Raw genomic sequence first — 23,381 nt, 5'->3', positions numbered from 1 at the left:
GGCCCGGGGGACAGCTATTTGATCGTGCCCGCCGGGGCGACCCAGCGCATGGGTTGCCCCGTCACGGCCGCCACCTGGTCGAAGTCGTGGTCGTAGTGCAGGACGGACAGCCCCTGGTACTCGGCGGTCGCGGCGATCAGCAGATCCACCGCGCCGGCTGATCTATGGGTGCCCCGCGCCGTCAACTCCTCCTGGATTTCGGCCGCCCGCTCGTAGCTCCGGTCCGGCATGGTCACCCAGCCGAACGTGGTCCGCAGCAGGTCCGCCAGGCGGGACCGGTCGGCCGCGGACCTCGCGGTGTGCAGGAACTCCAGCTCGATCAGCGGACAGATCGCGAGCAGACCGGCGGTGATGGCGGGCTCCCAGCGAACCCGCAGCGCCGGATCCCGGAGCAGTCGCACCAGCGCGCTGGTGTCGACCAGGTAGTCGGCGAGCTTCACGACCGGTAGTTGCCCTTGTCGAGCAACTCGTCGAAGTCTCCCGCTTCCCCGCGCATGCCCAGTTCGGCCAGAGCTCGCGCGCGACGGAGCCGGGCCGCGCCTTCGCGCAGTGCCACGTTCACGGTGTCCTTCTTGGTCTTCGTGCCGAACGCTTCGGCGGCGTCGGCCAGGGCGGCGTCGTCCACGTCCACGAGAATCTTCGTCATGCGCGCTCCTATATACCGAAGGCTCCAGGAGTATATCCTTTTCGGCGGTCGGAGGAGCTGCTGCGGCCGGAAGCGCGACGCCCGCCAGGGTTGACCTGGCGGGCGTCGGACCGGATGCGACGGGCTCAGCCCAGGGTGAACTTCTCCCACGAGCCGATCGAGGTGCGGTTGGCGATCAAGGGCTTCGTCCCGGCGCTGTCGGCGGTGACGTAGCGGCCGTTGGCGGCGGCCTTGAAGCTCACCGTGCCGTCGGCGTTGCGGACCAGGGTGAAGCGTTCCCAGGTGCTGACGGCCGCGCGGTTGGCGATCAGCGGCTGGGCCCCGCCGCTGGCGGCGGTGACGAAGCGGTTGTTGGCCCGGGCGAAGAGGGCTGCCTGCCCGTTGCCGAGGTCGACCACGTCGTACCGCTCCCAGAGGCCGATGGCGGTGCCCCGCGCGATGAGCGGCTTGGTGCCGGCGCTCTCGGCCGTGACGTACCGGGCGTTCGCGCGGGCCTTCAGCGACCGGAACGCGTCGGTCACGGTGACCCGGTGGAACTTCTCGGCAGTGCCGATGGTGGTCCGGTTGGCGGTCAGCGCGGAGCTGGTCCCGGCCGCGGCCGTGACGTACCGGCCGCTGCCCGCCCTGAGGCTGCTGGTCCCGTCACCGTTGCGGATCAGGGTGAACTTCTCCCGGGTGTCCACGACCTGACTCGTCGCGGTCAGGCTGGTGTCGTGGACCTCGGTGACGTACCGCCCGCTGGCCCGCGAGAAGAGGGCCACCTGGCCGCCCCCGGCGTCCGCGAGATCGAACTGCGCGGACGTGCTCAACCCGGCCTGGTTGGGCTGGAGAGCGGTGAGGTTGGTGCTCGACCCGACGTAGCGGAGATTGGCGAGGGCGAGCAGACCCACCGTGGCGGTCCGCCGCAGCACGCTCACCTGCTCGGTGCTGGTGCCCGACTGACCGTCGGTCCCGGTGGCCTTGACCGTGACGCGGTAGCTGCCCGGGGTGGCGTACTTGTGCGAGGCGACCGGCGTCGTCTGGGTGACCACGGTGCCGTCGCCGAACTCGAACCGGTAGGACTCGATCGGTACGAAGCCCGGCGTGGAGGCGGAGGCGTCCACGGTGACCTTGCTCGCGCCCAGGTCCAGGGCGACGTCGAAGGACGCGACCGGAGGCGCGACGGTCTCGATCGCGCCCCGGTCGGCGTAGGTGACCGGACCGGCGCCGGTGTTCGGCACGGCGGGATTGTCGGCGCGCGACGTGACCTCGGCGTCGTACTCCTGGTAGCCGGGGGCCGCCGAGTTCGCCGAGTCCTGGTTGTCCCTGGTGTTCGGCGTGTCCCGGTCGTGCGCGGCCTGGCCTGAGACGGTGCGGAACTGGGTCAGCCCCATCCGGGCCCCGTTCCACGAGTAGCTCGTCGAGGACGGGGACGAGTGGTGGTGGGCGTTGTTGTAGTCGACCACCGTGCCGGCCATGGCCGGGCCGTGGACACCGATCTCGACCCCGTCGGTGACCGTGGGGTCGCAGTAGCTCTGGCTGAACGAACCGTTGTTGGTGAGCACGTTGTTCTGCACCGAGACCCCGGCGGAGGCGCCGTCGACCCGGATGCCGTCGAGGCAGCGGTCCCGGACGGTGTTGTTGGTGATGGCCGTGCCAGTGGCCCCGCCGTTGTGGATGCCGTGGCCGCCCCCGCCGTTGATCCGGTTGTTGGCCACCACCGTGTCGGTCGCACCCGGACCCAGTGCGACCCCTCCGCCGGTGAAGCCGCTGACGATGTTGTCGAGGATGGTGTTACGTGGACCGTCGACCCGGATCCCCACGCTGTGGTCGTCGTACTTCGGTCCGGTCATGATGGACCAGTTGGTGACCTGCACGTCGCTGGTGGCGGCGTCCATCGTCAGTCCGTCGGTGAGCGCCGTTCCGCTGACGACGAGGTCCCTCAGGATCGCTCCGGCCAGCCCGGCGAGCCGGACGGCGGGTGCCGTCGAGGAGCTGGCCATCGTGAAGTTGCCGCCCACGACCTCGATGTATGAGGAGTTGCGGATGTCGAGGGCGGGCACGGCGGCCGCCCCGTTGATCCGGAAATCCTGGATTCCGATGTTGTGCTGGCCGTCGACGACGAACCCCGCGGTCGGTCCGGTGAGGGTGACCGGACCGTTCGCGATGAAGCCGATCGGCAATTCGTAGGTGCCGGAGGCCGGGATGGTGACCCGCTCGGGGTAGCTGCCGCCGGCGACCCAGACCGTCTGTCCGGCGGTGACCACCGCGGCGGCCGCTCCGATCGTGCAGAACGGCTCCGTCTTGGCGCCCGGGCCCTGGTCGGAGCAGTTGGCGGCGGCCTGGTTGACGTACAGGTTCTCCACGGTGGCCTGGGCGGGTGCCTCGGTGGCCAGCAGGGTGCCGCCGGTCAGCGCGATGGTGGCCAGACCGGCGAGGGTTGTTTTTTGCATGCGTGCCCTCGGGTGAGGAGGAAGGATCCGGCGTGGCCGGAAGTCAGATGGAGATGATGGTCCGTCACCTGCGGGTGGTGCGCTGTCCGCTACGACAAAACGGTCAGTCGGACCCGGCGGCGCAGCGTCGTCGCGCTCGCCGGCTCATGACGGCCGGCCCCGCTCGCGGGGCGGGACGGGGTCGTCGTACGCGCCCGAGCGCCCCGCGTACCGCTCACCGTCGAGGTACGGCATGGCGTTCGCGGTGCAGCCGTGCAGGCCCAGCGACTGCTGCTGCATCACCGGCGCCGGTCGGCCCCGTCCCGGGCACCGCTCGTGGCCGTGGCCGAGACGGTGCCCGACCTCATGGTTGACCATGTACCGGCGGTAGGTCGCGAGGCTCGCGCCGTAGCCCGGCACACCCTTGACCCAGCGGGCGACGTTGAGCACCACCCGGTCGCCGTTGCGGCAGGAGGTGTAGCCGTCCGGCCCGTGTTGGCAGAGTTCGTCGCGGGTGCCGGGCGTGGCGAGGTAGATGGTGAAGTCGGCGGGCTGGCCCGGTCCGACCCGGCGCAGGCGCAGCCTCCCGTCCGCCGTCCAGCCCTGCGGGTCGTTCAACGTCCCGGTGACCTCGGCCGCGAAGGCCGGGACCGACACGCCTCGGATGTCGCGCTCCACGGCGACGCGGTAGCGCAGCAACCGACCCCTGCCACGCGGGGCCGCCGCTTCGCCGGCGGCGACCTCCCACCGGCTGCCGCCGTCGGCGGGGTAGGTGATCGGGACGGGTTGCGGCCGGGCGGTCGCGGACGGCGACGTCGCGGGCGTGGCCGTCGTGGCGGCCGGTCCGGCGGTCCGGGCCGCCGGTTGCCCCGCCGCCGGCTGCGCACAGCCGCTGAGCAGCGCAGCCAGCAGCACCGGGACGGCGCCGGCGCCCGCGCGGCCCGGAGTCTTCGGTGTCATGTGTCTCCCCTCGCTGCGCACCGCCGCCCGGTGGTGCGTAGCGAGGAGGACGAGCGAATTGGCCGAAAAGTTGATCTCGCGAGGACTCAACCTTCCGCGCGCCCCACTCGTCCTGTCCGGCGTGGGGTGCGGAAAGAGCGGCAATGGCTCGGGGTGACGCCGAGTTCGTCGAGTTCGCCCGGGCCGCGTCCGGGCGGCTGCTGCACGCCGCCTACCTGATGACCGGCGACCACCACCAGGCCGAGGACGCGGCGCAGACCGCCCTGGTCCGCACGTACGCCTCGTGGTCCCGGGTCCGCGACAGCGACGCCTACGGCTACGCCCGGACCGTGCTGGTCAACCACCTCGTGGACAGCTGGCGGCGGCCGTTGCGCGAGTACGCCACCGACGACCTCCCGGAGCAGCGTCGTGGCGACGTGGCCGACGAGGTCGCCACCCGACGGTGGCTGATCGCCGTCCTCGGCACGCTCAGCCCTCGCGAGCGCGCCATCGTCGTGCTGCGCTACTACTTCGACCTTCCGGAGGCGCAGGTGGCCCGCGAACTCGACGTGTCGGTCGGCACGGTCAAGAGCACCAGTTCCCGTGCCCTGGAGAAGCTGCGCACCACCGGCGTCGGCACGCCGGAGATCCACGGGACGCGCCGATGAACGAGGTGGAGCGGCTCCGCGAGGCCATGCGGGCGACCGAACGGACCGACCGGACCGCCCTCGACCTGACCACGATCATGCGCGAGGGGCGGCGGCTGCGCCGCCGCCGGCGGTTCGCCGGCGCGGGCGCGGTGGGGCTGTCGGTGGCGGTGCTCGTCGTCGGCGTCGCGGTCGGCGTGGAACGGACCCGCGCACCCGAGCCGGACCGCGCGGGTCCGGCCGTCACCGCACCCGCCACCCGCCCCACGGTGACCACCCCGAGCCCTGCTCAGCCGCAGCCGCGGCCGGTCGGCGACGTGGTGGACAGCGGAATCCGGTACGGCGACGACCAGCGGGTCTTCTACCTGGTCCCCGTCGACGTGCCCCGAGCGCCCCGGGTGAAGATCGGGTTGGTCGCCGGCCGCCGCGCCGCCGGCGGGGAGCTGACCTCGGACTTCCTCGTCAACGACCTCGAGGGCAGCGACCGGCGGCCCGGGTTCCACGAGATCGGCTACGACCAGTCGGGACCGGCCCGCCCTCCCGTGCCCACCTTCGGGTACTTCGTCGGGCCGGCCGAGCGGATCGTCGGCACGGTCGACGGCCGTCGGATCACCGCCCGACTGGCGAGGTGGAGCGAGGACCGGCAGGTGGTGATCTTCTGGTTCGACCCGGCGGTGCTCGCCCCCGGCGTACGCCTGGACGGCATCGTCGCCCGCGACGCGCAGGGCCGGGAGTTGTGACACCGCCGGTTCGGTCAGGCTCCAGGCCGGGAACGGCAGGCTCCTGGCGTACGAGAGAATGAGGTACGTGACGACGATCCCGAACGTGCTCGCCAACCGGTACGCCTCGCCCGAACTGGTCGCCCTCTGGTCCCCGGAGGAGAAGGTACGGATGGAACGGCGGCTCTGGCTCGCCGTGCTGAAGGCCCAGCGGGACCTCGGCGTGGCCCTGCCGGACGGGGTGGTCGAGGCGTACGAGCGGGTGGTCGACGACGTCGACCTGGCCTCGATCGCCGAGCGGGAGCGGGTCACCCGGCATGACGTGAAGGCCCGGATCGAGGAGTTCAGCGCGCTCGCCGGGCACGAGCACGTGCACAAGGGGATGACCTCCCGGGACCTGACCGAGAACGTCGAGCAGCTCCAGGTCCGCGCCTCGTTGGAGCTGATCCGGGACCGGGTGGTCGCCACGCTGGCCCGGCTGGCCTGGCTCGCCCACGAGCACTCCGGCCTGGTGATGACCGGCCGGTCGCACAACGTCGCCGCGCAGGCCACCACGCTGGGCAAGCGGTTCGCCTCGGCCGCCGAGGAGCTGCTGATCGCGTACGAGCGGCTGGAGGACCTGATCGGCCGCTACCCGCTGCGCGGCATCAAGGGCCCGGTCGGCACCGCCGCCGACCAGCTCGACCTCTTCGACGGCGACGCCGGCAAGGTGGCCGAGCTCGAGCGTCGGGTGGCCGGGCACCTCGGCTTCGCCCGGGTGCTGGACAGCGTGGGTCAGGTGTACCCGCGTTCGCTCGACTTCGACGTGCTCTCCGCGCTGGCCCAGGTGGCCGCCGCCCCGTCGTCGCTGGCCACGACGATCCGGCTGATGGTCGGCCAGGAACTGGTGACCGAGGGCTTCAAGCCCGGCCAGGTCGGCTCCAGCGCGATGCCGCACAAGATGAACACCCGCTCGTCGGAGCGGGTGAACGGCTTCGCGGTGATCATCCGGGGTTACCTGTCGATGGTGGGCGAGCTGGCCGGCGACCAGTGGAACGAGGGGGACGTCTCCTGCTCGGTGGTGCGGCGGGTGGCCCTGCCGGACGCCTTCTTCGCCGCCGACGGGCTCTTCCAGACCTTCCTCACGGTGCTGGACGAGTTCGGTGCCTACCCGGCGGTGATCAACCGGGAGCTGGAGCGGTTCCTGCCGTTCCTGGCCACCACGAAGATCCTGGTGGCCGCGGTGCGCCGGGGCGTCGGTCGGGAGGTGGCCCACGAGGTGATCAAGGAGCACGCGGTCGGGGTGGCGCTCGCCATGCGCGAGAAGGGCGCCGCCGAGAACGACCTCTTCGACCGCCTGGCCGCCGACGGTCGCCTGCGCCTCACCCGCGCCGAGATCGACGACCTGGTCGCCGACCCCACCACCTTCACCGGCGCCGCCCAGGCCCAGGTCGATGCGATCACCAAGCGCATCACCGCGGTCGTGACGGCCCACCCCGAGGCCGCCGCGTACTCCCCGCCGCCCATCCTCTGATCGACCCTGGGCCGACCGTGCGGTCGGCCCAGGGGTGCTTGATCCACACGCTTTGCGGCGTGTCGGCGTGTCGGCGCACTCGGACAGCCCGACACGCCGCAAACGGAGTGGATCACGATGTGCCGGCACGAGCCGACACCGCGACACGCCGCAGACGGGGTGGACCAGGATCGGCCCCCGGGTCAGGAGTCGCGGGTCGGGGTCTCGGCGGCGGAGGAGAGGTTGGGGGCGCTCGCCGGCTCGGCGATGCCGCCGGGGGAGGACGCGAACCCCGGGTCCTGGGCGGTCGCCGCGGCGACCTCCGGCTGGTCGCTCGGCATGACGTCGGGAACCTTGGGTACGACGATCACCGCCGTGCCGTAGGCGCAGATCTCCATCCACATCTCGCCGCAGTCCCGGCTGTCGAAGCGCATGCCGATCACGGCGTTCGCGCCGAGCCGGAGCGCCTCCTCGCCGAGGCGGGCCACCGAGTCGGTGCGCCACCGGGTGAGGTTGTCCGGTGCCATCGGGTCGTACGCACCGCCCCGCAGGTTCTTGACCCCCTCGCGGTAGGGGTTGCGTGTCCGCGCCATCGACGACACCACTTCGCCGAGGATCTGGCGGATCTCGTAGCCGGGCAGTTGATCTGTCGTCACTACCAGCACGATTCCGATGCTGTCAGCCGCCGGCCGGTGCGTATGCGAGCCGTGTTCACCTGATCGGATGCTGCAAAACGGCGCGGCGCGGACGGTCGGCGCTGCGCCGACCATCCGCGCCGCCGTAGGCGCTAACCGTCAGACACCGGCCACCGAGGTGATCCAGGCCCGGTTGTACGCGACGCTGCCGTAGTTCTGGATGCTGTATCCGTCGGCGGTCGAGGCGACGCCGACCTGCCGGCCGTTGTAGAACTGCGGTCCGCCGGAGTCGCCGCGCCAGGCGTTGCCGCTGATCTCGGTGCTCCGGATCGCCTGCCCGTTGTACGCGTCGACGGCGCTGTTGCTGGTCACCTGCACGGTGGCGGTCTTGAGCTGGCTGGACGCGGAGCAGCCGCTGTAGCAGGTCTGGCCCCAGCCGTAGATGCTGTTGGTCGAGCCGATCGGCGGGTTGCTGTCGGCCAGGGTCACCGCGCCGGTGGTGACCGGGCTGGACAGGCGCATCAGGGCCAGGTCGTAGCGGCTGTAGGTGGCGCTGACGGTGCGGGTGACTCCACCGGAGGAGCGGTAGACGCTGCCCACCCGGACCGACATCGTGCCGCCGAGGCAGTGCCGGGCGGTGAGCACCCACTGCGCCGAGATGACGCTGCCGGAGCAGGTGAACGAGCCGTTGCTGAAGACGGCGGCGGCCCACGGCGCGGAGCTGACGGTGGAGCCGCCGATGATCGGCTGCGGGCCGGCGGGGGCGGCGGTGGCGGCGGTGGCGGTGGCGAGGACGCCGGCGAGGGCGGTGCTGAGCACCGCGAGCAGGGGGCGGAGGCGCATGTCCGGGGACTCCTTCGGGGGGCGACCGGGGTGACCGGGCGGGGATCGACCCGTGGCGGGCGGGGGTGGCCCGTCGGGGAACACCGACAAGCATCGGCATCCGTCGATTTACGCTAGGGCCCGTGGCTCCCGTTCACAAGAGTGTCATCGAGATTCACGAATGTGACACGACTTCCGCGCGGGGCGTACATCACTGTTTGTCGGAAACTGGTCTCCGCTGCGCGGACCTGGTCGGGTTTCCGCAGGTGGGAGAGGTGTCGCACCGGTTGCCACGCGATTACAGGCAACAAAACCGCATCGGAGTCGCAACGAACGCATATCGCCCACCGATCCGTGGGGCCGGTTATGTCGATCACTGCCTGAACTGCCCCCGGCCGGTGCGTCCGCGACGAAATCTGCCAGGTACGCTGGCTGCGCTCGCCCGTAGTGGGCCGGCACCCAACTGCGTACACAGTCAGGAGTGCCCAGTGCCTCGCGTCGTCGTCGACGTCATGCTCAAGCCCGAGATCCTCGATCCTCAGGGCCAGGCCGTCGCAAACGCGCTGCCGCGGCTCGGCGTCAGTGACGTCGCCTCCGTCCGGATCGGCAGGCGGATCGAGATCGAGTTCACCGGTGAACCGGACCTGGACCGGGCCCGGGAGATCGCCGACAAGCTGCTCGCCAACCCCGTCATCGAGGACTTCACCGTCCGCGTGGTCGAGGCCGACGAGACCGTGGACGCGCACCCGTGACCGCGCGCGTCGGTGTGGTGACCTTCCCCGGCTCGCTCGACGACGGGGACGCGGCCCGGGCCGTCCGGATCGCCGGTGGCGAGCCGGTCCGGCTCTGGCACGGTGACGCGGAGCTGCACGGGGTGGACGCCGTCGTCCTGCCCGGTGGCTTCTCCTACGGCGACTACCTGCGCTGCGGCGCCATCGCCCGGTTCGCGCCGGTGATGGAGACGATCGTGGACGCGGCCCGCGGCGGCCTGCCGGTGCTCGGCATCTGCAACGGCTTCCAGATCCTCTGCGAGGCGCACCTGCTCCCCGGCGCGCTCACCCGCAACCAGCACCTGCACTTCCGCAACCGGGACCAGGTCCTGCGGGTCGAGTCCGCGGGCACCGCCTGGACGAACACCTTCCAGCCGGGTCAGGAGATCCTCATCCCGGTCAAGAACGGTGAGGGTTGCTACGTCGCGGACACCGCGACCCTGGACGAGCTGGAGGCCGAGGGTCGGGTCGTCGCCCGCTACGTCGGCGGCAACCCCAACGGGTCGCAGCGCGACATCGCCGCGATCACCAACCCCGCCGGCAACGTGGTCGGCATCATGCCCCACCCGGAGCACGCGGTCGAGGCGCTCACCGGCCCCTCCCTGGACGGCCTCGGCTTCTTCACCTCGGTGCTCAAGCACCTGGTGGGGACCCCGGCGTGACGGTGCGCGGCAGGATCATCGGTCGGCTCGGTGACGAGCGCAGCGAGGAGAGGTCATGACCACCCATCAGGACCCGGCCGTACGGGAGACACCGGGCGCCTTCCCGGCCGCCCCGACCGAGGCGCCGACGGCCGGCGTGGTGTCGCAGGGCGGCCCGGTCGACGCGGGCCGGCACGCCGACCCGGCGCCGACCGCCGACTGGACCGGCACCGTGGACACCGTGCAGCAGGCCACCGGTACGCCGGAGGAGCTCCAGCCGTACGCCGAGCTCGGCCTCCGCGACGACGAGTACGACCGGATCCGGGACATCCTCGGCCGGCGCCCCACCCAGGCCGAGCTGGCCATGTACTCGATCATGTGGAGCGAGCACTGCTCCTACAAGTCCAGCAAGGTGCACCTGCGCCAGTTCGGCGAGAAGGCCCCGCCCAGCGACCGGCTGCTCGCCGGCATCGGTGAGAACGCCGGCGTTGTCCAGGTCTCCGACGAGCTGGCCGTCACCTTCAAGGTCGAGTCGCACAACCACCCGAGCTTCGTCGAGCCGTACCAGGGTGCGGCGACCGGCGTCGGCGGCATCGTCCGCGACATCCTCGCGATGGGCGCCCGGCCGATCGCGGTGATGGACCCGCTGCGCTTCGGCGCCGCGGACCACCCGGACACCGCGCGGGTGCTGCCCGGCGTGGTCGCCGGCGTCGGCGGCTACGGCAACTGCCTGGGCCTGCCCAACATCGGCGGCGAGGTCGTCTTCGACCCCTGCTACCAGGGCAACCCGCTGGTCAACGCGCTCTGCCTCGGCGTGCTGCCGGTCGACCGACTGCAGAAGAAGGACGCCACCGGTCCGGGCAACATCGTGGTGCTGATGGGCGCCAAGACCGGCCGGGACGGCATCGGCGGCGTGTCGGTGCTGGCCAGCGCCACCTTCGACGAGGGCAGCGAGCAGCGCCGCCCCTCCGTGCAGGTCGGCGACCCGTTCACCGAGAAGCTGCTGATCGAGGCCTGCCTGGAGCTGTACGACGCCGAACTGGTCGTCGGCATCCAGGACCTCGGCGGCGCCGGCCTGACCTGCGCGCTGACCGAGACCGCCGCCTCGGCCGGCACCGGCATGCGGGTCTGGCTGGAGCGGGTGCCGCTGCGCGAGCCCTCGATGGAGCCGCACGAGATCCTGGCCAGCGAGTCCCAGGAGCGGATGCTGCTGGTCGTCACCCCGGACAAGCTGGAGGCGGTGCTCAAGACCGCCGACAAGTGGGGCGTGCTCGCCACCGCGATCGGCGAGGTCACCGCGCCGTCGGCCGATGGTCAGCCGGGCCGGCTGCTGGTCACCTGGAACGACCACGTCGTGGTGGACGTGCCGCCGGGTTCGCTGGTCGACGACGGTCCGGTCTACGCCCGTCCGATGCGCGAGCCGGCCGACCTGATCCTGCTCCAGGCCGACCGGGCCGAGACGCTGCCGCGGCCGAGCACGCCGGAGGCGCTGCGGGAGACCCTGCTGCGCATGATCGCGTCGCCGAACCTGGCCGACAAGACCTGGATCACCGAGCAGTACGACCGGTACGTGCTGGGCAACACGGTGCTCGCCCAGCCGGAGGACTCCGGCGTGATCCGGATCGACGAGAAGAGCGGCCTCGGCGTCGCCCTCTCCGTCGACGGCAACGGCCGGTACGCCCGGCTCGACCCGTACCACGGCACCAAGCTGGCGCTCGCCGAGGCGTACCGGAACGTGGCGGTGACCGGCGCGAAGCCGATCGCGGTGACCAACTGCCTCAACTTCGGCTCGCCGGAGGACCCGGGCGTGATGTGGCAGTTCGCCGAGGCCGTGCGCGGCCTCGCGGACGGCTGCCTGGAGCTGGGCATCCCGGTGACCGGCGGCAACGTCAGCTTCTACAACCAGACCGGCGCCGCGGCGATCCACCCCACCCCGGTGGTCGGGGTGCTGGGCACGCTGGACGACGTCGCCAACCGGGTGCCGATGGGCTTCGTCCCGCGGGGCGGTGGCGACCACGACCAGCTCTTCCTGCTCGGTGACACGCACGTGGAGCTCTCCGGCTCCGAGTGGGCGTGGGTGACCCACGAGCACCTCGGTGGCATGCCGCCGCAGGTCGACCTGGCCCGCGAGCGGGTGCTGGCCGAGCTGATGGCGGAGGCGGCCCGGGTGGGTCACCTCAGCTCCGCGCACGACCTCTCCGACGGCGGCCTCGCCCAGAGCCTGGTCGAGTCCTGCCTGCGGCGCGGGGTCGGTGCCCGGATCGGCGTGCCGGACCGGTTCGCCGACGGTTCGCTGCCGTTCGTCTTCCTGTTCAGCGAGTCGGCCGGCCGGGTGCTGGTGTCGGTGCCGCGCGGGCACGAGAAGGCGTTCACCGCCCTCTGCACCGAGCGCGGCGTGCCGTGGGACCGGATCGGCGTGACCGACCCGGCGGGCGGCGCCCTGGAGGTGCACGGCCAGTTCCGGATCGGGCTGGACGAGCTGCGGGCCGCGCACACCGCGACCCTGCCCCGGCTCTTCGGCGGGCCGGAGGCGGCCCAGGTCCAGGTCGAGTCGACCCGGACCGGCACCACCACCGTCGCGCCGGCCACCGCCGCGCAGCCGGCGGGCGTGCCGGTGGTCGAGCCGGCTGCCGCGGACGGTTCGGGGGAGGCCGCTCCGGTCGCCGCCCAGCCGGCCGACGGGGCCGCGCCGGTGCCGGTCGTGACCGCCGAGGACGCCCCGGTGGGGGAGCACGAGCGGCCGACCACGGAGGTCACCGGAGATGTGGCTCCCGACGCGCCGTCGGCCCCGACCGTCACCGGTGACGACGAGCCCTCGACGCCCGATAAGCGCTGAGGCGTTGGCCGCGGCCGTACACGTCCAACCCGGGTCGGGTGCCCGCTTCGACTGGGGGTTGACCGGGGCGGCGGAGCTGGGCCGCGTCTGCGCCGTGCTGGTGGTGGTGGACGTGCTCTCGTTCACCACCACCGTCGAGGTCGCGGTGGGCCGCGGCATGCGGGTCCACCCGTTCCCCTGGGGGGAGCAGGCGGCCGACTACGCGCTACGGGTCGGCGCGGTCGCCGCGGTGGGCCGCCGGCAGATGACCCCGGAGCACCCGTGGTCGCTCTCGCCGGCGGCGCTGGCCACCGCACCGGCCGTCGCCGACCTGGTGCTGCCGTCGCCGAACGGTTCCGCGATCAGCGCCGCCGCCAGCGCCACCGGCCTGCCGGTGGTCGCGGCCTGCCTGCGCAACGCCCGCGCCGTCGGGCGCTGGCTGCGCCGCCAGGGGTACGGCTCGAAGGACGCCCCGGTGGGCGTCGTCGCCGCCGGGGAACGCTGGCCGGACGGCTCACTGCGCCCCTCCGTGGAGGACCAGCTCGGGGCGGCCAGCGTGCTGGACGCCCTCTCCGGCGTGCCGGGCGGTCTCTCCGTCGAGGCGGCGATGGCGCTCGCCGCGCTGGCCAGTACCCCGGACGTGCCGGCGGCGGTCCGCGGCTGCGTCTCCGGCCGCGAGCTGATCGAGGGTGGCTTCGCCGCTGACGTCGACGTCGCCGTGCAGGTCGGCGCCTCCAACGTGGTGCCGGTGCTGCGCCAGGGCGTCTTCTCCGCAGCCTGACCCCGCGCTGCGCCCGGCCCTGCCCGGTCCCGTCCGGGCCACGGCGGGTAGCGGTCGTCCGGCGCGGGTCTGCTGGCATTGGCGCGCAGGCGAAGGGCCGCCCGGATCTCCGGGCGGCCCTTCGTCGTTGCCTGCTGGCCGGGGCGCTTCGGCCCCGGTGGTCAGTCGTCCAGCCAGTCCAGCCGGCGACCGCCGCGCTCCGCGCCCGGCGCCTCCGGCCGCGCCCGACCCGGCTGGGCCTGGTCGCCGTAGTAGCCGCCGCCCTGCTGCTGGTCGTAGCCGTGGGCGTCGTAGCCACCGTCGCGCTGCTGCGGCGGCTCCTGGCCGTAGCCGCCCTGCTGGCCGTACCCGCCGGCCTGCTGCTGGCCGCCGTAGCCGCCACCGGCCTGCTGGTCGTACCCGCCGCGCTGGTCGTAGCCGTTGGGCTGGTCGTAGCCGTTGGGCTGGTCGTAGCCGCCGCCCTCGTAGCCCTGCGGCGCGCCGGCGTTGTAGCCGCCCTCCGGCTGGCCGTAGCCGTTGCCGGCGCCGTAGCCGCCGGTCGGCTCGGGAGCCCGGCCGTAGGAGCCCGGCTCGGGCTGCCCGTAGCCGTGCCCCTGCTCGGGCTGGTAGGTGCTGGTCGGGTACGGGTCGGCTGCCGGGGCGTAGGTGCCGGTCGCCTCGCCGGTGTAGCGGCCGGTCGGCTCGTCGAACCGCTCGCCGTAGCCGCCACCCTGGTCCTGCGGGGCGTAGCCGGCGGCGCCCGCCGGGGCGCCGTACTCGCGGTTGCCGTAGCCGCCACCGGAAGCCGGCGCGTCACCGTAACCGCCCGCGGGTGCGCCGGCGGCGCCGTAACCGCCACCGGAAGCCGGGGCGTTGCCGTAGCCGCCACCCGACGCGGGGGCGTTGCCGTAGGCACCCGCCGCGGCGCCGGCGGCACCGGCGGCGCCGTAGCCGCCACCGGAGGCCGGGGCGTTGCCGTAGCCGCCCGGCTGGCCGTAGCCGCCCGGTGCCGGCTCGTCGCCGTAGCCGCCGCCGGCCCAGTTGCCCTGCCCACCCGCGCCGTACGGCTCCGGCGGAGCCCCGTACGGGTCCGGCGGGACGTCGTCGACGATCGGGCGGTGCATCATCGTCGGCGCGTCGCTCAGCGCCGAGCTGCCGGCCATGTTCGGGTCGGCGCCGACCCGGTTGACCACCCGGGTCTGGTCGTCGGTGCCGCGGTAGCCGCCCCGCGCCCCGGCCGCCGCACCCGCCGCGGCGGCACCGGCCGGAGCATCGTCCTCCTCGGCGTTCTTGCGGCGCATCCAGAGCAGCACGATCGTGCCCACGCCGGCCGCCACCAGCAGGCCGCCGAGCAGGATGATCAGGAAGGAGCCGAAACCGCCGGAGTCCTCGTCGCTCGTCGGGACCTGCGCCGCCTGGGTGGCCTCGGCGGTCTCCTCGGTGACCTCCTCGGTGGCCTCCTCGGTCGGCACGGCCTCCGCCGAGGACGGCGTCGCGGACGGGGTGACCTCGGTCTTGATCGCCAGGCTGATCCCCTGGCCGGTCAGGCTCTGACCGGCGCTCGCGTTGATCGTCTTGGAGTTGACGATGTTTTCCTTGCTGGCGCCGAGGACGATCCGACCCGGCGCGATCGGCTCCGAGCTGGAGCCGGTGAAGCGGAAGTTGCCGCTGTCGTTGCTCGTGGTGCTCCGCTTGCGCCCGGTCGAGTCCTCCAGCATCACGGTGGCGTTCGGCACCGGTTCGCCGTTGGCGGCCACCGTCACCTTGCCGGAGATCGACTTGACCGTCTGGGCTTCCGGCGGGGCGGTGGTGGGCGCAGGCGCCTTGGGCTTCACGGTCACGCTGAGCCGCTTGGAGTCACCCTCGACCCGCACGCTCGCCGGAGTCCCGTTGGCCCCCGGCGCGTCGGCGGACGCTGCGAGCGTCACGGTCACCGACTTCGGCCCGGGGATCAGGCCGTCGAAGTTCACCTCACCGCAGCCACGGGTGCAGCTGACGCCGTCGGGAAGGCCGGTGACGCTGAGGTTCGCCTTCTTCTCGTCGCCGTCGGGAGCGACCACGACATTGATGTTGCTGCTGCGGCCGGCGTCGATGGTGACCGAGCCGTCGGAGGAGGTGATCTTGGCCGCGTGGGCGGGTGTGGCGGGGACGGTGAGCAGGGCGCCGACAACCAGCGCTACGACCACACCGGCCCGCTGCTTCCAGGCACGTCGGTGTGTTGACACGTCCACCGCCTTCCGGGCTGACTTCCCCGGTCCAGCGGGCCAGGGCTCATCACGGTACGAATACGCCGTCGGCAACTATGCCTTGTCTGACCGGATCGGCGCGACCCAGGGCCAGCGTCGGAGCCGCCGTCATCGAGTCGTATCGTCCCGTCGTGTCCTCTCCGCACATTAAGTCCGCCGCGGTCGCGGCGGCGTTGGCAGCGCTCGACGAGGGGCGTACGCCCGAACGGCCGGTGTACCGGGAGGCGGTCCGTACCCTTCTGACCGCCCTCGCGGAGCGCGCCCCCGGCCGATCGGTGGAGGTGCGTGTCCCACCTTACGGTGCAGTTCAGTGCGTTCCGGGTCCGCGACACACCCGCGGCACCCCGCCGAACGTGGTGGAGACCGACCCGGCGACCTGGCTGGAGTTGGCGACCGGGCGGCTCCGGTGGGCGGACGCGGTCACCGAGGGTCGCGTACGGGTGAGCGGGAACCGGGCGGATCTCTCCGCGCATCTGCCGCTCGAGCTGGGCTGACCCGGCCGCTCCGGTGACACGGCGGAGCCAAATCGTGACTATCTGTATCGACGGCGATTCGCGTACACTGTCAGGCGACGACAGTGGTCCCGGCCGGTGGCGCGTGGTCAACCGCCCGCCCGGCCAGTCCAGACCAGCATGAGGGAGCAGCAGGTGCCCCGAGGCGACGGCCGGCTGAGCCACGACCTTGATCCCCAACGACCCGGCCCGCAGGACGCGTGTGGCGTCTTCGGCGTGTGGGCGCCCGGGGAGGAGGTCGCCAATCTGACCTACTTCGGGCTCTACGCGCTTCAGCACCGCGGCCAGGAGGCCGCCGGCATCGCGGTCAGCGACGGCTCCGGCGTGGTGGTCTACAAGGATCTCGGCCTGGTCGCCCAGGTCTTCGACGAGCCGACCCTGGCCAGCCTGCGCGGGCACGTCGCGATCGGGCACGCGCGCTACTCCACCACCGGTGGCTCGACCTGGGAGAACGCCCAGCCGACCATCCGCTCCACCAGTTCGGGCATCACCATCGCCCTGGCGCACAACGGCAACCTGGTCAACACCGCCGACCTCCAGAAGGAGGTCGCCGAGCGGGGTCTCCTCGCCGATGGCGCCACCAACGACACCTCGCTGGTGACGATGCTGCTGGCCAGCCGCCCCGACCTGTCGGTCGAGGCGGCCGCGCTGGAGGTGCTGCCGCAGCTGAAGGGCGCCTTCAGCTTCGTCTTCATGGACGAGTCGACGCTCTACGCCGCCCGCGACCCGCACGGCGTGCGCCCGCTGGTGCTCGGCCGGCTGGAGCGCGGCTGGGTGGTCGCCAGTGAGACCGCCGCGCTGGACATCGTCGGCGCCAGCGTGGTCCGCGAGGTCGAGCCGGGCGAGCTGATCGCGATCGACGAGGACGGCCTGCGCTCCGCCCGGTTCGCCGCGCCGGAGCCGAAGGGCTGCCTCTTCGAGTACGTCTACATCGCGCGCCCGGACGCCACCATCGCCGGGCGCAACGTGCACTCCGCCCGGGTGCAGATCGGCCGGCAACTGGCCAAGGAGCACCCGGTCGAGGCCGACCTGGTGATCCCGGTGCCGGAGTCGGGCACCCCGGCCGCGATCGGCTACGCCGAGGCGTCCGGCATCACCTACGGCGCGGGGCTGATGAAGAACCCGTACGTCGGGCGTACCTTCATCCAGCCCTCGCAGACGCTGCGCCAGCTCGGCATCCGGCTCAAGCTCAACCCGCTGCGGGAGAACGTCCGGGGCAAGCGGCTGGTCGTGGTCGACGACTCGATCGTGCGCGGCAACACCCAGCGGGCGATCGTGCGGATGCTGCGCGAGGCCGGCGCGCTGGAGGTCCACGTACGGATCTCCTCGCCGCCGGTCAACTGGCCCTGCTTCTACGGCATCGATTTCGCCACCCGCGCCGAACTGCTGGCCAACGGGCTGGACAACGAGGGCATCCGGCGCTCGATCGGCGCCGACACGCTCGGCTACGTCTCGCTGTCGGGTCTCATCGCCGCCACCGAGCAGCCCAAGACGCGGCTCTGCCGGGCCTGCTTTGACGGGGAGTACCCGATCGACCTGCCGGCCGGGAACCTGATCGGCAAGCACGTGCTCGAAGGAGTGGGACGTCGGGTCGCCCACGCGACGGCCGACATCCCGGAGCACACCGCCCCACCGCTCGTCGCCACTCCGGGCGGCGCGACCGTCCACCCGTAGCACCACCCGGTGTCGCCCGGACTCCGCCGGCACGGCACCGAGAACCACAAAGGGGAGAACCGTGACGCACGTGTCCGAGCGCAGCGGCGCAGGAAGCAGCCCGACGGGCGCCGGCGGCGACCGCCAGCCCTGGACGGCCGGCACCGGCCGCGCGCCGCGCAAACGCTCGGTCTCGTACGCGGACGCCGGGGTGTCGATCGAGGCGGGCGACCGCGCGGTCGAGCTGCTGAAGTCGAAGGTCAAGCAGACCCGCCGGCCGGAGGTCATGGGCGACCTCGGCGGCTTCGCCGGCCTGTTCCGGCTGGACACCAAGAAGTACAAGAACCCGATCCTGGCCTCCTCCACCGACGGTGTCGGCACCAAGCTGGTGATCGCGCAGCAGATGGACATCCACGACACGGTCGGCATCGACCTGGTCGCGATGGTCGTCGACGACCTGGTGGCCTGCGGCGCGGAGCCGCTGTTCCTGCTGGACTACATCGCCACCGGTGAGGTCGTGCCGGACAAGGTCGCCGAGATCGGCGCCGGCATCGCCGACGGCTGCCGGTACGCCGGCTGCGCCCTGCTCGGCGGGGAGACCGCCGAGCACCCGGGTGTGCTGCGCCCCGACGAGTACGACATCTCCGCCACCGGTGTCGGCGTGGTGGAGGAGAGCGAGATCCTCAGCCCGGAGCGGGTCGAGGTGGGTGACGTCGTGATCGCGATGCGCTCCTCGGGTCTGCACTCCAACGGCTACTCCCTGGTGCGGCACGTGCTGCTGGGCGCCGGCCGGATGCGGCTGGACGTGGTGATCGACGACTTCGGCCGGCAGCGCACCCTCGGCGAGGAGCTGCTCACCCCGACCAAGATCTACGCGCAGGACTGCCTCAAGCTGATCGCCGAGACCGAGGTGCGGGCGTTCGCCCACGTCACCGGCGGCGGCATCCCCGGCAACCTGGTCCGGGTCCTGCCCGAGCACGTCGACGCGGTGGTCAACCGCTCCACCTGGAAGCCGCAGCCGGTCTTCGACCTGATCCAGTCCAAGGGGCGGATCGACGACCCGGAGATGGAGGCGACCTTCAACATGGGCGTCGGCATGTTCGCGATCGTCTCGGCCGAGGACGCCGACCGCGCGCTGGCCACCCTGACCGGGCGTGGCGTGGACGCCTGGCAGGCCGGCGAGATCATCGAGGGCTCCGGCAACGTCCAGATGATCGGTCAGCACACCCGGGGCTGATCACGCTCTGTTGATCATCCGCGCACCTGATCAGGGCTTCACCCGAGTGGCCACCGCCGCCTAGCCTGAAGGCCACCTCAGGCTTGACGGGAGGAGGGCCGATGGCTGCTCGGGCACAGCGGGTGACGGGGATGAGCGGCATCGCCTCCGTCCCGTCGTACGTGGTGATGCAGCCGACCACCCTGTGCAACCTGGACTGCGTCTACTGCTACCTGCCGCACCGCTCCGCCGACCGGCGGATGCCGGTGGCGGTCGCCGAGGCGGTCGCCGCCGCGGTGGCTCCGTGGGCGACGGCGGGCCGGTTCTCCGTGGTGTGGCACGGCGGGGAGCCGCTCGCCGCCGGCCGGGAGCACCTGGCCGCGCTGATCGCGCCCTTCGGGCCGGACGTGGAGCACCACGTCCAGACCAACGCCACCTTGATCGACGACGCCTGGTGCGCGTTCTTCGCCGAGCACCGGGTGCGGGTCAGCGTGAGCGTCGACGGCCCCCGGGAGCGCAACGACGAGCGGGTGACCCGGGCCGGCCGGCCGGCGTACGACCGGATCCGGCGCGGGATCGGGGCGCTGCGCCGGCACGGGCTGCCCTTCTCGGCGCTGGCGGTGGTGAGTCGTCCCGCCCCGGGGCTCGCCACCGAGCTGTACGACTACTTCCTCGAACTCGGCGCTGAGGTGCTCGGCGTCAACATCGAGGAGACCGAGGGGGTGAACACCCGGACCAACGCCCGGGACGCGGCTGCCGTGACCGCCTTCTGGGCCGAGTTGGTCGCGGCCTGGCGCCGGGCGCCGCGGATCCACCTGCGGGAGGTGGAGTGGTCACTGCGGTACGCCGCCGCGGTACTGGACGGCACCGCCGACGGGCTGCTGCCCCGGCGGCTCGATCCGATCCCCACCGTCGGTCACGACGGGTCGGTGGTCGTGCTCTCGCCGGAGCTGGCCGGCTTCACCGACGCCCGCTACGGCGACTTCAGCAGCGGCAACGTGCTGACCACCCCGCTGGGCGAGATCCTCGCCGGGGCAGCGCGCACGCCGTGGGTGGGCGAGTTCCTCGCCGGCGTCGAGGCCTGCCGCTCCACCTGCCCCTACTTCGGCTTCTGCGGCGGCGGCCACGCCGCGAACCGCTACTTCGAGCAGGGGCGGTTCGACGGCACGGAGACCGAGCACTGCCGCAACAGCAAGATCCGCCTATTGGAGGGAGTGTTGGAGCATGCCCGAGACCACCAGTCACCGGCAGCCTGAGCGCGTCGGGGGAGGTGCCACCGAACCGGTCGTGGACCGGGTCCGGGCGGCCGCCACGGGTCTGACCGCCCTGCTCCACGAGGCCGAGGCAGCGCGTCACGCACGGGCGGAGGTGTCGGGTGGCGACGGCGCCGGCGCGGTCTGCGCCTGGAACCACTTCGAGAACATCCCGACGTTCTACAACTGGAACAACCGCCCGCGGTGAGCACGGGGGCCGCGGTCAGGGACCTGCCGAGAGGCGCGGCGAGTCCCTGACCGTCGGTCGTTGGCGCTGCTTTGATGGCCACATGCGTGAGCACGCGGGGAGTTACCGCGTGCTCAGATGCGACCGGAGGTCAGCGGGTCGGAGGAACCCAGGTGTCCGGGTCGTCGTCCGCGTGATCCTCATCATCGTCGTCGACATACTCTTTGTAGTCGTCGTCGAAGTTGTGCTCAGACTTACCAGCACCCGCCAGTTCGCGCTGCAAGGCGGTGAGGTCGGTGTTCGGGGAGTGGTACTTCAACTCCCGGGCCACCTTCGTCTGCTTGGCCTTAGCACGGCCGCGCCCCATGGCTCGACCCCCTCGCACAGAATGCGGGGCAGCCCGAAGGCGGGCCCCGATGACGTCAGGCATCTCTCGTGGCTCTTACGGTACATGGGGATGCCGTCGTTCGGCACCTCGGGTTACCGTCGGCCGGTCCTGCGCGTCGCAGTCATCCGGCCGTCACCGAGTGTACCCGGTAAGGGGCGGTCGCCGGGACCGGCCGTGACACCGGACATTCCTCCCCGAAGCATCCCGAACAAAGCCTACTTCGCCGACCGCCGTAAACCCTGCCAGAGTCCCGCGAGCCGTCCGGAGATGTGGGCGGGCGCCCCGGGGCGCGGGCGGGCGCCCGCACCCCGGGGTCGGGTTCAGCGCAGGTGGATCGAGCGCAGCCGGCCCACGTCGGCCATCCGCCGCTCGGCCAGCCGGTCGGCCGCCACCGCCGGCGGTACGCCCTCGTCGTCGGCGAGCCGGAGGATCTCCCGGGTGGTGTCGTAGATCTTCGTGGCGCGCAGCTTGGCCCGCTCGAAGTTGAAGCCGTTGATCTCGTCCGCCACCTGGATCACGCCGCCGGCGTTCACCACGTAGTCGGGGGCGTAGAGGACGCCCCGGTCGGCGAGGAGCTTCTCGATGCCCGGGTGGGCGAGCTGGTTGTTCGCCGCGCCGGCGACCACCTTGGCCCGCAGCGCCGGCACGGTGTCGTCGTTGAGCGCGCCGCCCAGCGCGCACGGGGCGTACACGTCGATGTCGGCGGCGACCAGCGCGGCGGCGTCGTCGACCAGCTCGACCTGCGGGTGGTTGGCGACCACCCACTCGACGGCCTTGGCGTTGACGTCGGTGGCCACCACCTCGGCCCCGTCGGACAGCAGGTGCCCGGTGAGGTACTTGCCGACCTTGCCCAGGCCGGCCACGCCGACCCGGCGGCCGGCGAGGGTCGGGCTGCCCCAGACGTGCTCGGCGGCGGCCCGCATGCCCTGGTAGACGCCCCAGGCGGTGAGGACGGAGGAGTCGCCGGCGCCGCCGTGCTCCACGCTGCGGCCGGTGACGTAGCTGGTCTCCCGGGCGATCACGTCCATGTCGGCGACGTAGGTGCCGACGTCGCAGGCGGTGTAGTAGCGGCCGGCCAGCGACTCCACGAAGCGGCCGTACGCGCGCAGCAGCGCCTCGCTCTTGATCTGCTCCGGGTCACCCCAGATGACCGCCTTGCCGCCGCCCAGGTCCAGCCCGGCCAGGGCGTTCTTGTACGCCATGCCGCGGGACAGGTCGAGCACGTCCGCCAGCGCCGCCTCCTCGCTGGCGTACGGGTAGAACCGGGTGCCGCCGAGCGCGGGGCCCAGCGCGGTCGAGTAGATGCCGATGATCGCCTTCAGGCCGCTCTGCTTGTCCTGGCAGAACACGACCTGTTCGTGGCCGGTCGATCCCGGGTCGTCGGTGCTCGCGAATACGCCCATGGCTTGCTCCTGTGTCGGTGGCCGTCCTTGTGGGACGCGGACCTGGTGGTGCGCCGGCGGGATGGTGCCGGTGCCGCTGAGCCTAATATCGGTCGAGGCCGCACTGCCGTCCACGGCAGGACCCACGGGACGCCGACGGCGGTGGACCCCCGATTCGTGGGAGGATCGCGCCGTGCCGTCGCTCTTCGCTTCTTACCTGCGCGTGTACGAGCCGCTGACCGCCTTCGACCGGGACCGCCAGTCGTACTGGCGGCGTTACGTGCGCGAGGGGCGGGCGGTGGCGCCGCTGGAGGGGCCCGGGCGGCAACGCGCCTCGGTGATCGAGGCGCTCGGGGCCGGCTGGACCCGACTGCCCGACCTGCCGGACGAGGCGTACGTCCTGGAGGCCGACGACACCCTGCTGGTCTGCCCGTGGAACCTGCGGATCCGGGTGGCCGAGGCGGCGCTGAGCGCCCGCGACGGCGTTCCCTCGGTGATCGCCGACGCGTTCGTCCCGCCGATCCTCGCCGGCCAGGCCAAGGCCGTGGTGGAGGACTGGCGCAGCGGCGCGCGGGTGCTGGAGCACGGCGTCCCCCGGCTGCACGAGCAAATCGCCACCTGGGGTGTGCCGCTGCGCTGGTTCGTGCTCTTCGAGCCGGCGGAGCGGGACCTGGTCACCGCGCCGGGGCGGCGGGCGCTGCGCTACCGCACCGAGATCTCCAAGGCCCGGCGGCGGGCCTCCCGGGCGCTGTCGGTGCTGCGCAAGTCGGTCGGTGAGGTACCGATCACCGAGGCGGTCGAGGAGGCCGCCCGCTGGCTGGAGGAGTTCCACCCGCGCTCGGTGGTGGAGCTGGACTACGGCGGTCTGGTGCAGCTGCTCTCCGACGAGACGCTGGCCGCGGACGACTCGACCGAGCTGGTCGCGGCGGGGCTGGCCGGCCTCTCCCGGGGCGAGGCCGAGGAGGCGTCGAGCGCGTACGACCGGCTGGTGGCCCGGTGGCGGGCGGTCCAACTGCTCGAGCGGTGCAATTGACACAAAACGCCCGTGAAGGGTGTCGGAGATGAGCCGGCCTCGTAGTTGACGCATCACGAACCGTGATCATCAGTCCGAATAAGGTAGTTTCTGCCGTGTAAAAGTCAGATAAATCGGGCATGGTTCATCCGTCCGTCTAGGGACGTTCGGCCGTTCGGCCCATGTCGGACATCGGGGACTAGCCGGACCATGGGAGACGCGTCGACCGGCGGGA

22 protein-coding genes are annotated in these 23,381 nt (G+C 72.3%); 13 read left to right on the top strand and 9 right to left on the bottom strand.

All coding sequences use genetic code 11. From position 1 onward, the window contains the following. Positions 1-14 precede the first annotated feature (14 nt). From V6U79_RS08125 to V6U79_RS08110, 4 genes are all read right to left on the bottom strand, one after another. Complete coding sequence (locus V6U79_RS08125) at positions 15-440, bottom strand: PIN domain nuclease (RefSeq protein ID WP_334614092.1); 426 nt, start codon at positions 438-440, stop codon at positions 15-17. Then, positions 437-646, bottom strand: coding sequence for a type II toxin-antitoxin system VapB family antitoxin (locus V6U79_RS08120; protein ID WP_334524704.1), 210 nt, complete (start codon positions 644-646; stop codon positions 437-439). The genes V6U79_RS08125 and V6U79_RS08120 overlap by 4 nt, the downstream gene beginning before the upstream one ends. A gap of 125 nt (positions 647-771) precedes the next feature. Then, complete coding sequence (locus tag V6U79_RS08115) at positions 772-3,078, bottom strand: PKD domain-containing protein (protein ID WP_334614091.1); 2,307 nt, start codon at positions 3,076-3,078, stop codon at positions 772-774. 144 nt (positions 3,079-3,222) lie between these two features. Next, complete coding sequence (locus V6U79_RS08110) at positions 3,223-4,017, bottom strand: DUF3152 domain-containing protein (protein ID WP_334614090.1); 795 nt, start codon at positions 4,015-4,017, stop codon at positions 3,223-3,225. Positions 4,018-4,160: 143 nt separating this feature from the next. Between V6U79_RS08110 and V6U79_RS08105 the strand changes: the two genes are divergently transcribed. From V6U79_RS08105 to purB, 3 genes are all read left to right on the top strand, one after another. Beyond that, positions 4,161-4,664: a SigE family RNA polymerase sigma factor gene (locus V6U79_RS08105; RefSeq protein ID WP_334614089.1), complete on the top strand. Its 504-nt coding sequence runs from the start codon at positions 4,161-4,163 to the stop codon at positions 4,662-4,664. Beyond that, positions 4,661-5,383 carry a hypothetical protein gene (locus V6U79_RS08100; protein WP_334614088.1) on the top strand — a complete coding sequence of 241 codons (723 nt, stop codon included), beginning with the start codon at positions 4,661-4,663 and terminating at the stop codon, positions 5,381-5,383. Before V6U79_RS08105 ends, V6U79_RS08100 begins: the two co-directional genes overlap by 4 nt. A gap of 67 nt (positions 5,384-5,450) precedes the next feature. Next, positions 5,451-6,875: an adenylosuccinate lyase gene (purB, locus tag V6U79_RS08095; RefSeq protein ID WP_334614087.1), complete on the top strand. Its 1,425-nt coding sequence runs from the start codon at positions 5,451-5,453 to the stop codon at positions 6,873-6,875. Between the two features lie 182 nt (positions 6,876-7,057). Here purB and V6U79_RS08090 read toward each other — a convergent pair whose 3' ends face one another. Both V6U79_RS08090 and V6U79_RS08085 read right to left on the bottom strand, forming a co-directional pair. Then, the gene (locus V6U79_RS08090; RefSeq protein ID WP_334524721.1) at positions 7,058-7,624 is read right to left on the bottom strand and encodes a YbjQ family protein; all 567 of its coding nucleotides are present in this window, start codon (positions 7,622-7,624) and stop codon (positions 7,058-7,060) included. Between the two features lie 24 nt (positions 7,625-7,648). Further along, entirely contained in the window at positions 7,649-8,332 is a 684-nt protein-coding gene (locus V6U79_RS08085) for a S1 family peptidase (RefSeq protein ID WP_334524724.1), read from the bottom strand. 467 nt (positions 8,333-8,799) lie between these two features. Here V6U79_RS08085 and purS point away from each other — a divergent pair, with 467 nt between their 5' ends. The 4 genes from purS to V6U79_RS08065 are packed head-to-tail and all read left to right on the top strand — an operon-like array spanning position 8,800 to position 13,318. Further along, a complete protein-coding gene (purS, locus tag V6U79_RS08080) occupies positions 8,800-9,063 on the top strand; it encodes a phosphoribosylformylglycinamidine synthase subunit PurS (protein WP_088959474.1) in 264 nt (87 codons plus the stop codon). Further along, positions 9,060-9,743 carry a phosphoribosylformylglycinamidine synthase subunit PurQ gene (purQ, locus tag V6U79_RS08075; protein WP_334524732.1) on the top strand — a complete coding sequence of 228 codons (684 nt, stop codon included), beginning with the start codon at positions 9,060-9,062 and terminating at the stop codon, positions 9,741-9,743. The genes purS and purQ overlap by 4 nt, the downstream gene beginning before the upstream one ends. A gap of 55 nt (positions 9,744-9,798) precedes the next feature. Next, positions 9,799-12,558, top strand: a complete 2,760-nt coding sequence (gene purL / locus V6U79_RS08070) for a phosphoribosylformylglycinamidine synthase subunit PurL (RefSeq protein WP_334524733.1) — start codon at positions 9,799-9,801, stop codon at positions 12,556-12,558. A 4-nt stretch (positions 12,559-12,562) separates the two neighbouring features. Then, on the top strand, positions 12,563-13,318 hold the full coding sequence (locus V6U79_RS08065) for a 2-phosphosulfolactate phosphatase (RefSeq protein WP_334524735.1): 756 nt from the start codon (positions 12,563-12,565) through the stop codon (positions 13,316-13,318). A 161-nt stretch (positions 13,319-13,479) separates the two neighbouring features. On the opposite strand, the gene V6U79_RS08060 is transcribed toward V6U79_RS08065, so the two are convergent. After that, positions 13,480-15,522, bottom strand: coding sequence for a carboxypeptidase-like regulatory domain-containing protein (locus tag V6U79_RS08060; protein WP_334524738.1), 2,043 nt, complete (start codon positions 15,520-15,522; stop codon positions 13,480-13,482). A gap of 152 nt (positions 15,523-15,674) precedes the next feature. Between V6U79_RS08060 and V6U79_RS08055 the strand changes: the two genes are divergently transcribed. From V6U79_RS08055 to amcA, 5 genes are all read left to right on the top strand, one after another. Beyond that, a complete protein-coding gene (locus V6U79_RS08055; protein WP_334614085.1) occupies positions 15,675-16,037 on the top strand; it encodes a sterol carrier family protein in 363 nt (120 codons plus the stop codon). A gap of 153 nt (positions 16,038-16,190) precedes the next feature. Next, positions 16,191-17,729, top strand: a complete 1,539-nt coding sequence (gene purF, locus V6U79_RS08050) for an amidophosphoribosyltransferase (RefSeq protein WP_334524744.1) — start codon at positions 16,191-16,193, stop codon at positions 17,727-17,729. A gap of 61 nt (positions 17,730-17,790) precedes the next feature. After that, a complete protein-coding gene (gene purM / locus V6U79_RS08045; protein WP_334524747.1) occupies positions 17,791-18,945 on the top strand; it encodes a phosphoribosylformylglycinamidine cyclo-ligase in 1,155 nt (384 codons plus the stop codon). 131 nt (positions 18,946-19,076) lie between these two features. Further along, the gene (gene amcB / locus V6U79_RS08040) at positions 19,077-20,180 is read left to right on the top strand and encodes a cyclophane-forming radical SAM peptide maturase AmcB (RefSeq protein ID WP_334524907.1); all 1,104 of its coding nucleotides are present in this window, start codon (positions 19,077-19,079) and stop codon (positions 20,178-20,180) included. Next, positions 20,149-20,385, top strand: coding sequence for a multiple cyclophane-containing RiPP AmcA (gene amcA, locus V6U79_RS08035; RefSeq protein WP_334524750.1), 237 nt, complete (start codon positions 20,149-20,151; stop codon positions 20,383-20,385). The genes amcB and amcA overlap by 32 nt, the downstream gene beginning before the upstream one ends. A 130-nt stretch (positions 20,386-20,515) precedes the next feature. Here amcA and V6U79_RS08030 read toward each other — a convergent pair whose 3' ends face one another. Together V6U79_RS08030 and V6U79_RS08025 are read right to left on the bottom strand one after the other, a co-directional pair. Continuing rightward, positions 20,516-20,731, bottom strand: a complete 216-nt coding sequence (locus V6U79_RS08030; RefSeq protein ID WP_088976875.1) for a DUF3073 domain-containing protein — start codon at positions 20,729-20,731, stop codon at positions 20,516-20,518. A gap of 341 nt (positions 20,732-21,072) precedes the next feature. Then, positions 21,073-22,155: a Glu/Leu/Phe/Val family dehydrogenase gene (locus V6U79_RS08025; RefSeq protein ID WP_334524754.1), complete on the bottom strand. Its 1,083-nt coding sequence runs from the start codon at positions 22,153-22,155 to the stop codon at positions 21,073-21,075. 172 nt (positions 22,156-22,327) lie between these two features. On the opposite strand from V6U79_RS08025, the gene V6U79_RS08020 reads away from it, so the two are divergent. Next, positions 22,328-23,167 (top strand): DUF8083 family protein, encoded by an 840-nt coding sequence (locus tag V6U79_RS08020; protein ID WP_334614084.1) that lies wholly within the window; start codon positions 22,328-22,330, stop codon positions 23,165-23,167. The last annotated feature ends 214 nt before the right edge of the window (positions 23,168-23,381 follow it).

Source organism: Micromonospora psammae (assembly GCF_036902725.1).
Lineage (GTDB): Bacteria > Actinomycetota > Actinomycetes > Mycobacteriales > Micromonosporaceae > Micromonospora.
The sequence above is the reverse complement of the archived record's forward strand: the minus strand, read 5'-3'. Positions and strand labels throughout refer to the sequence as shown.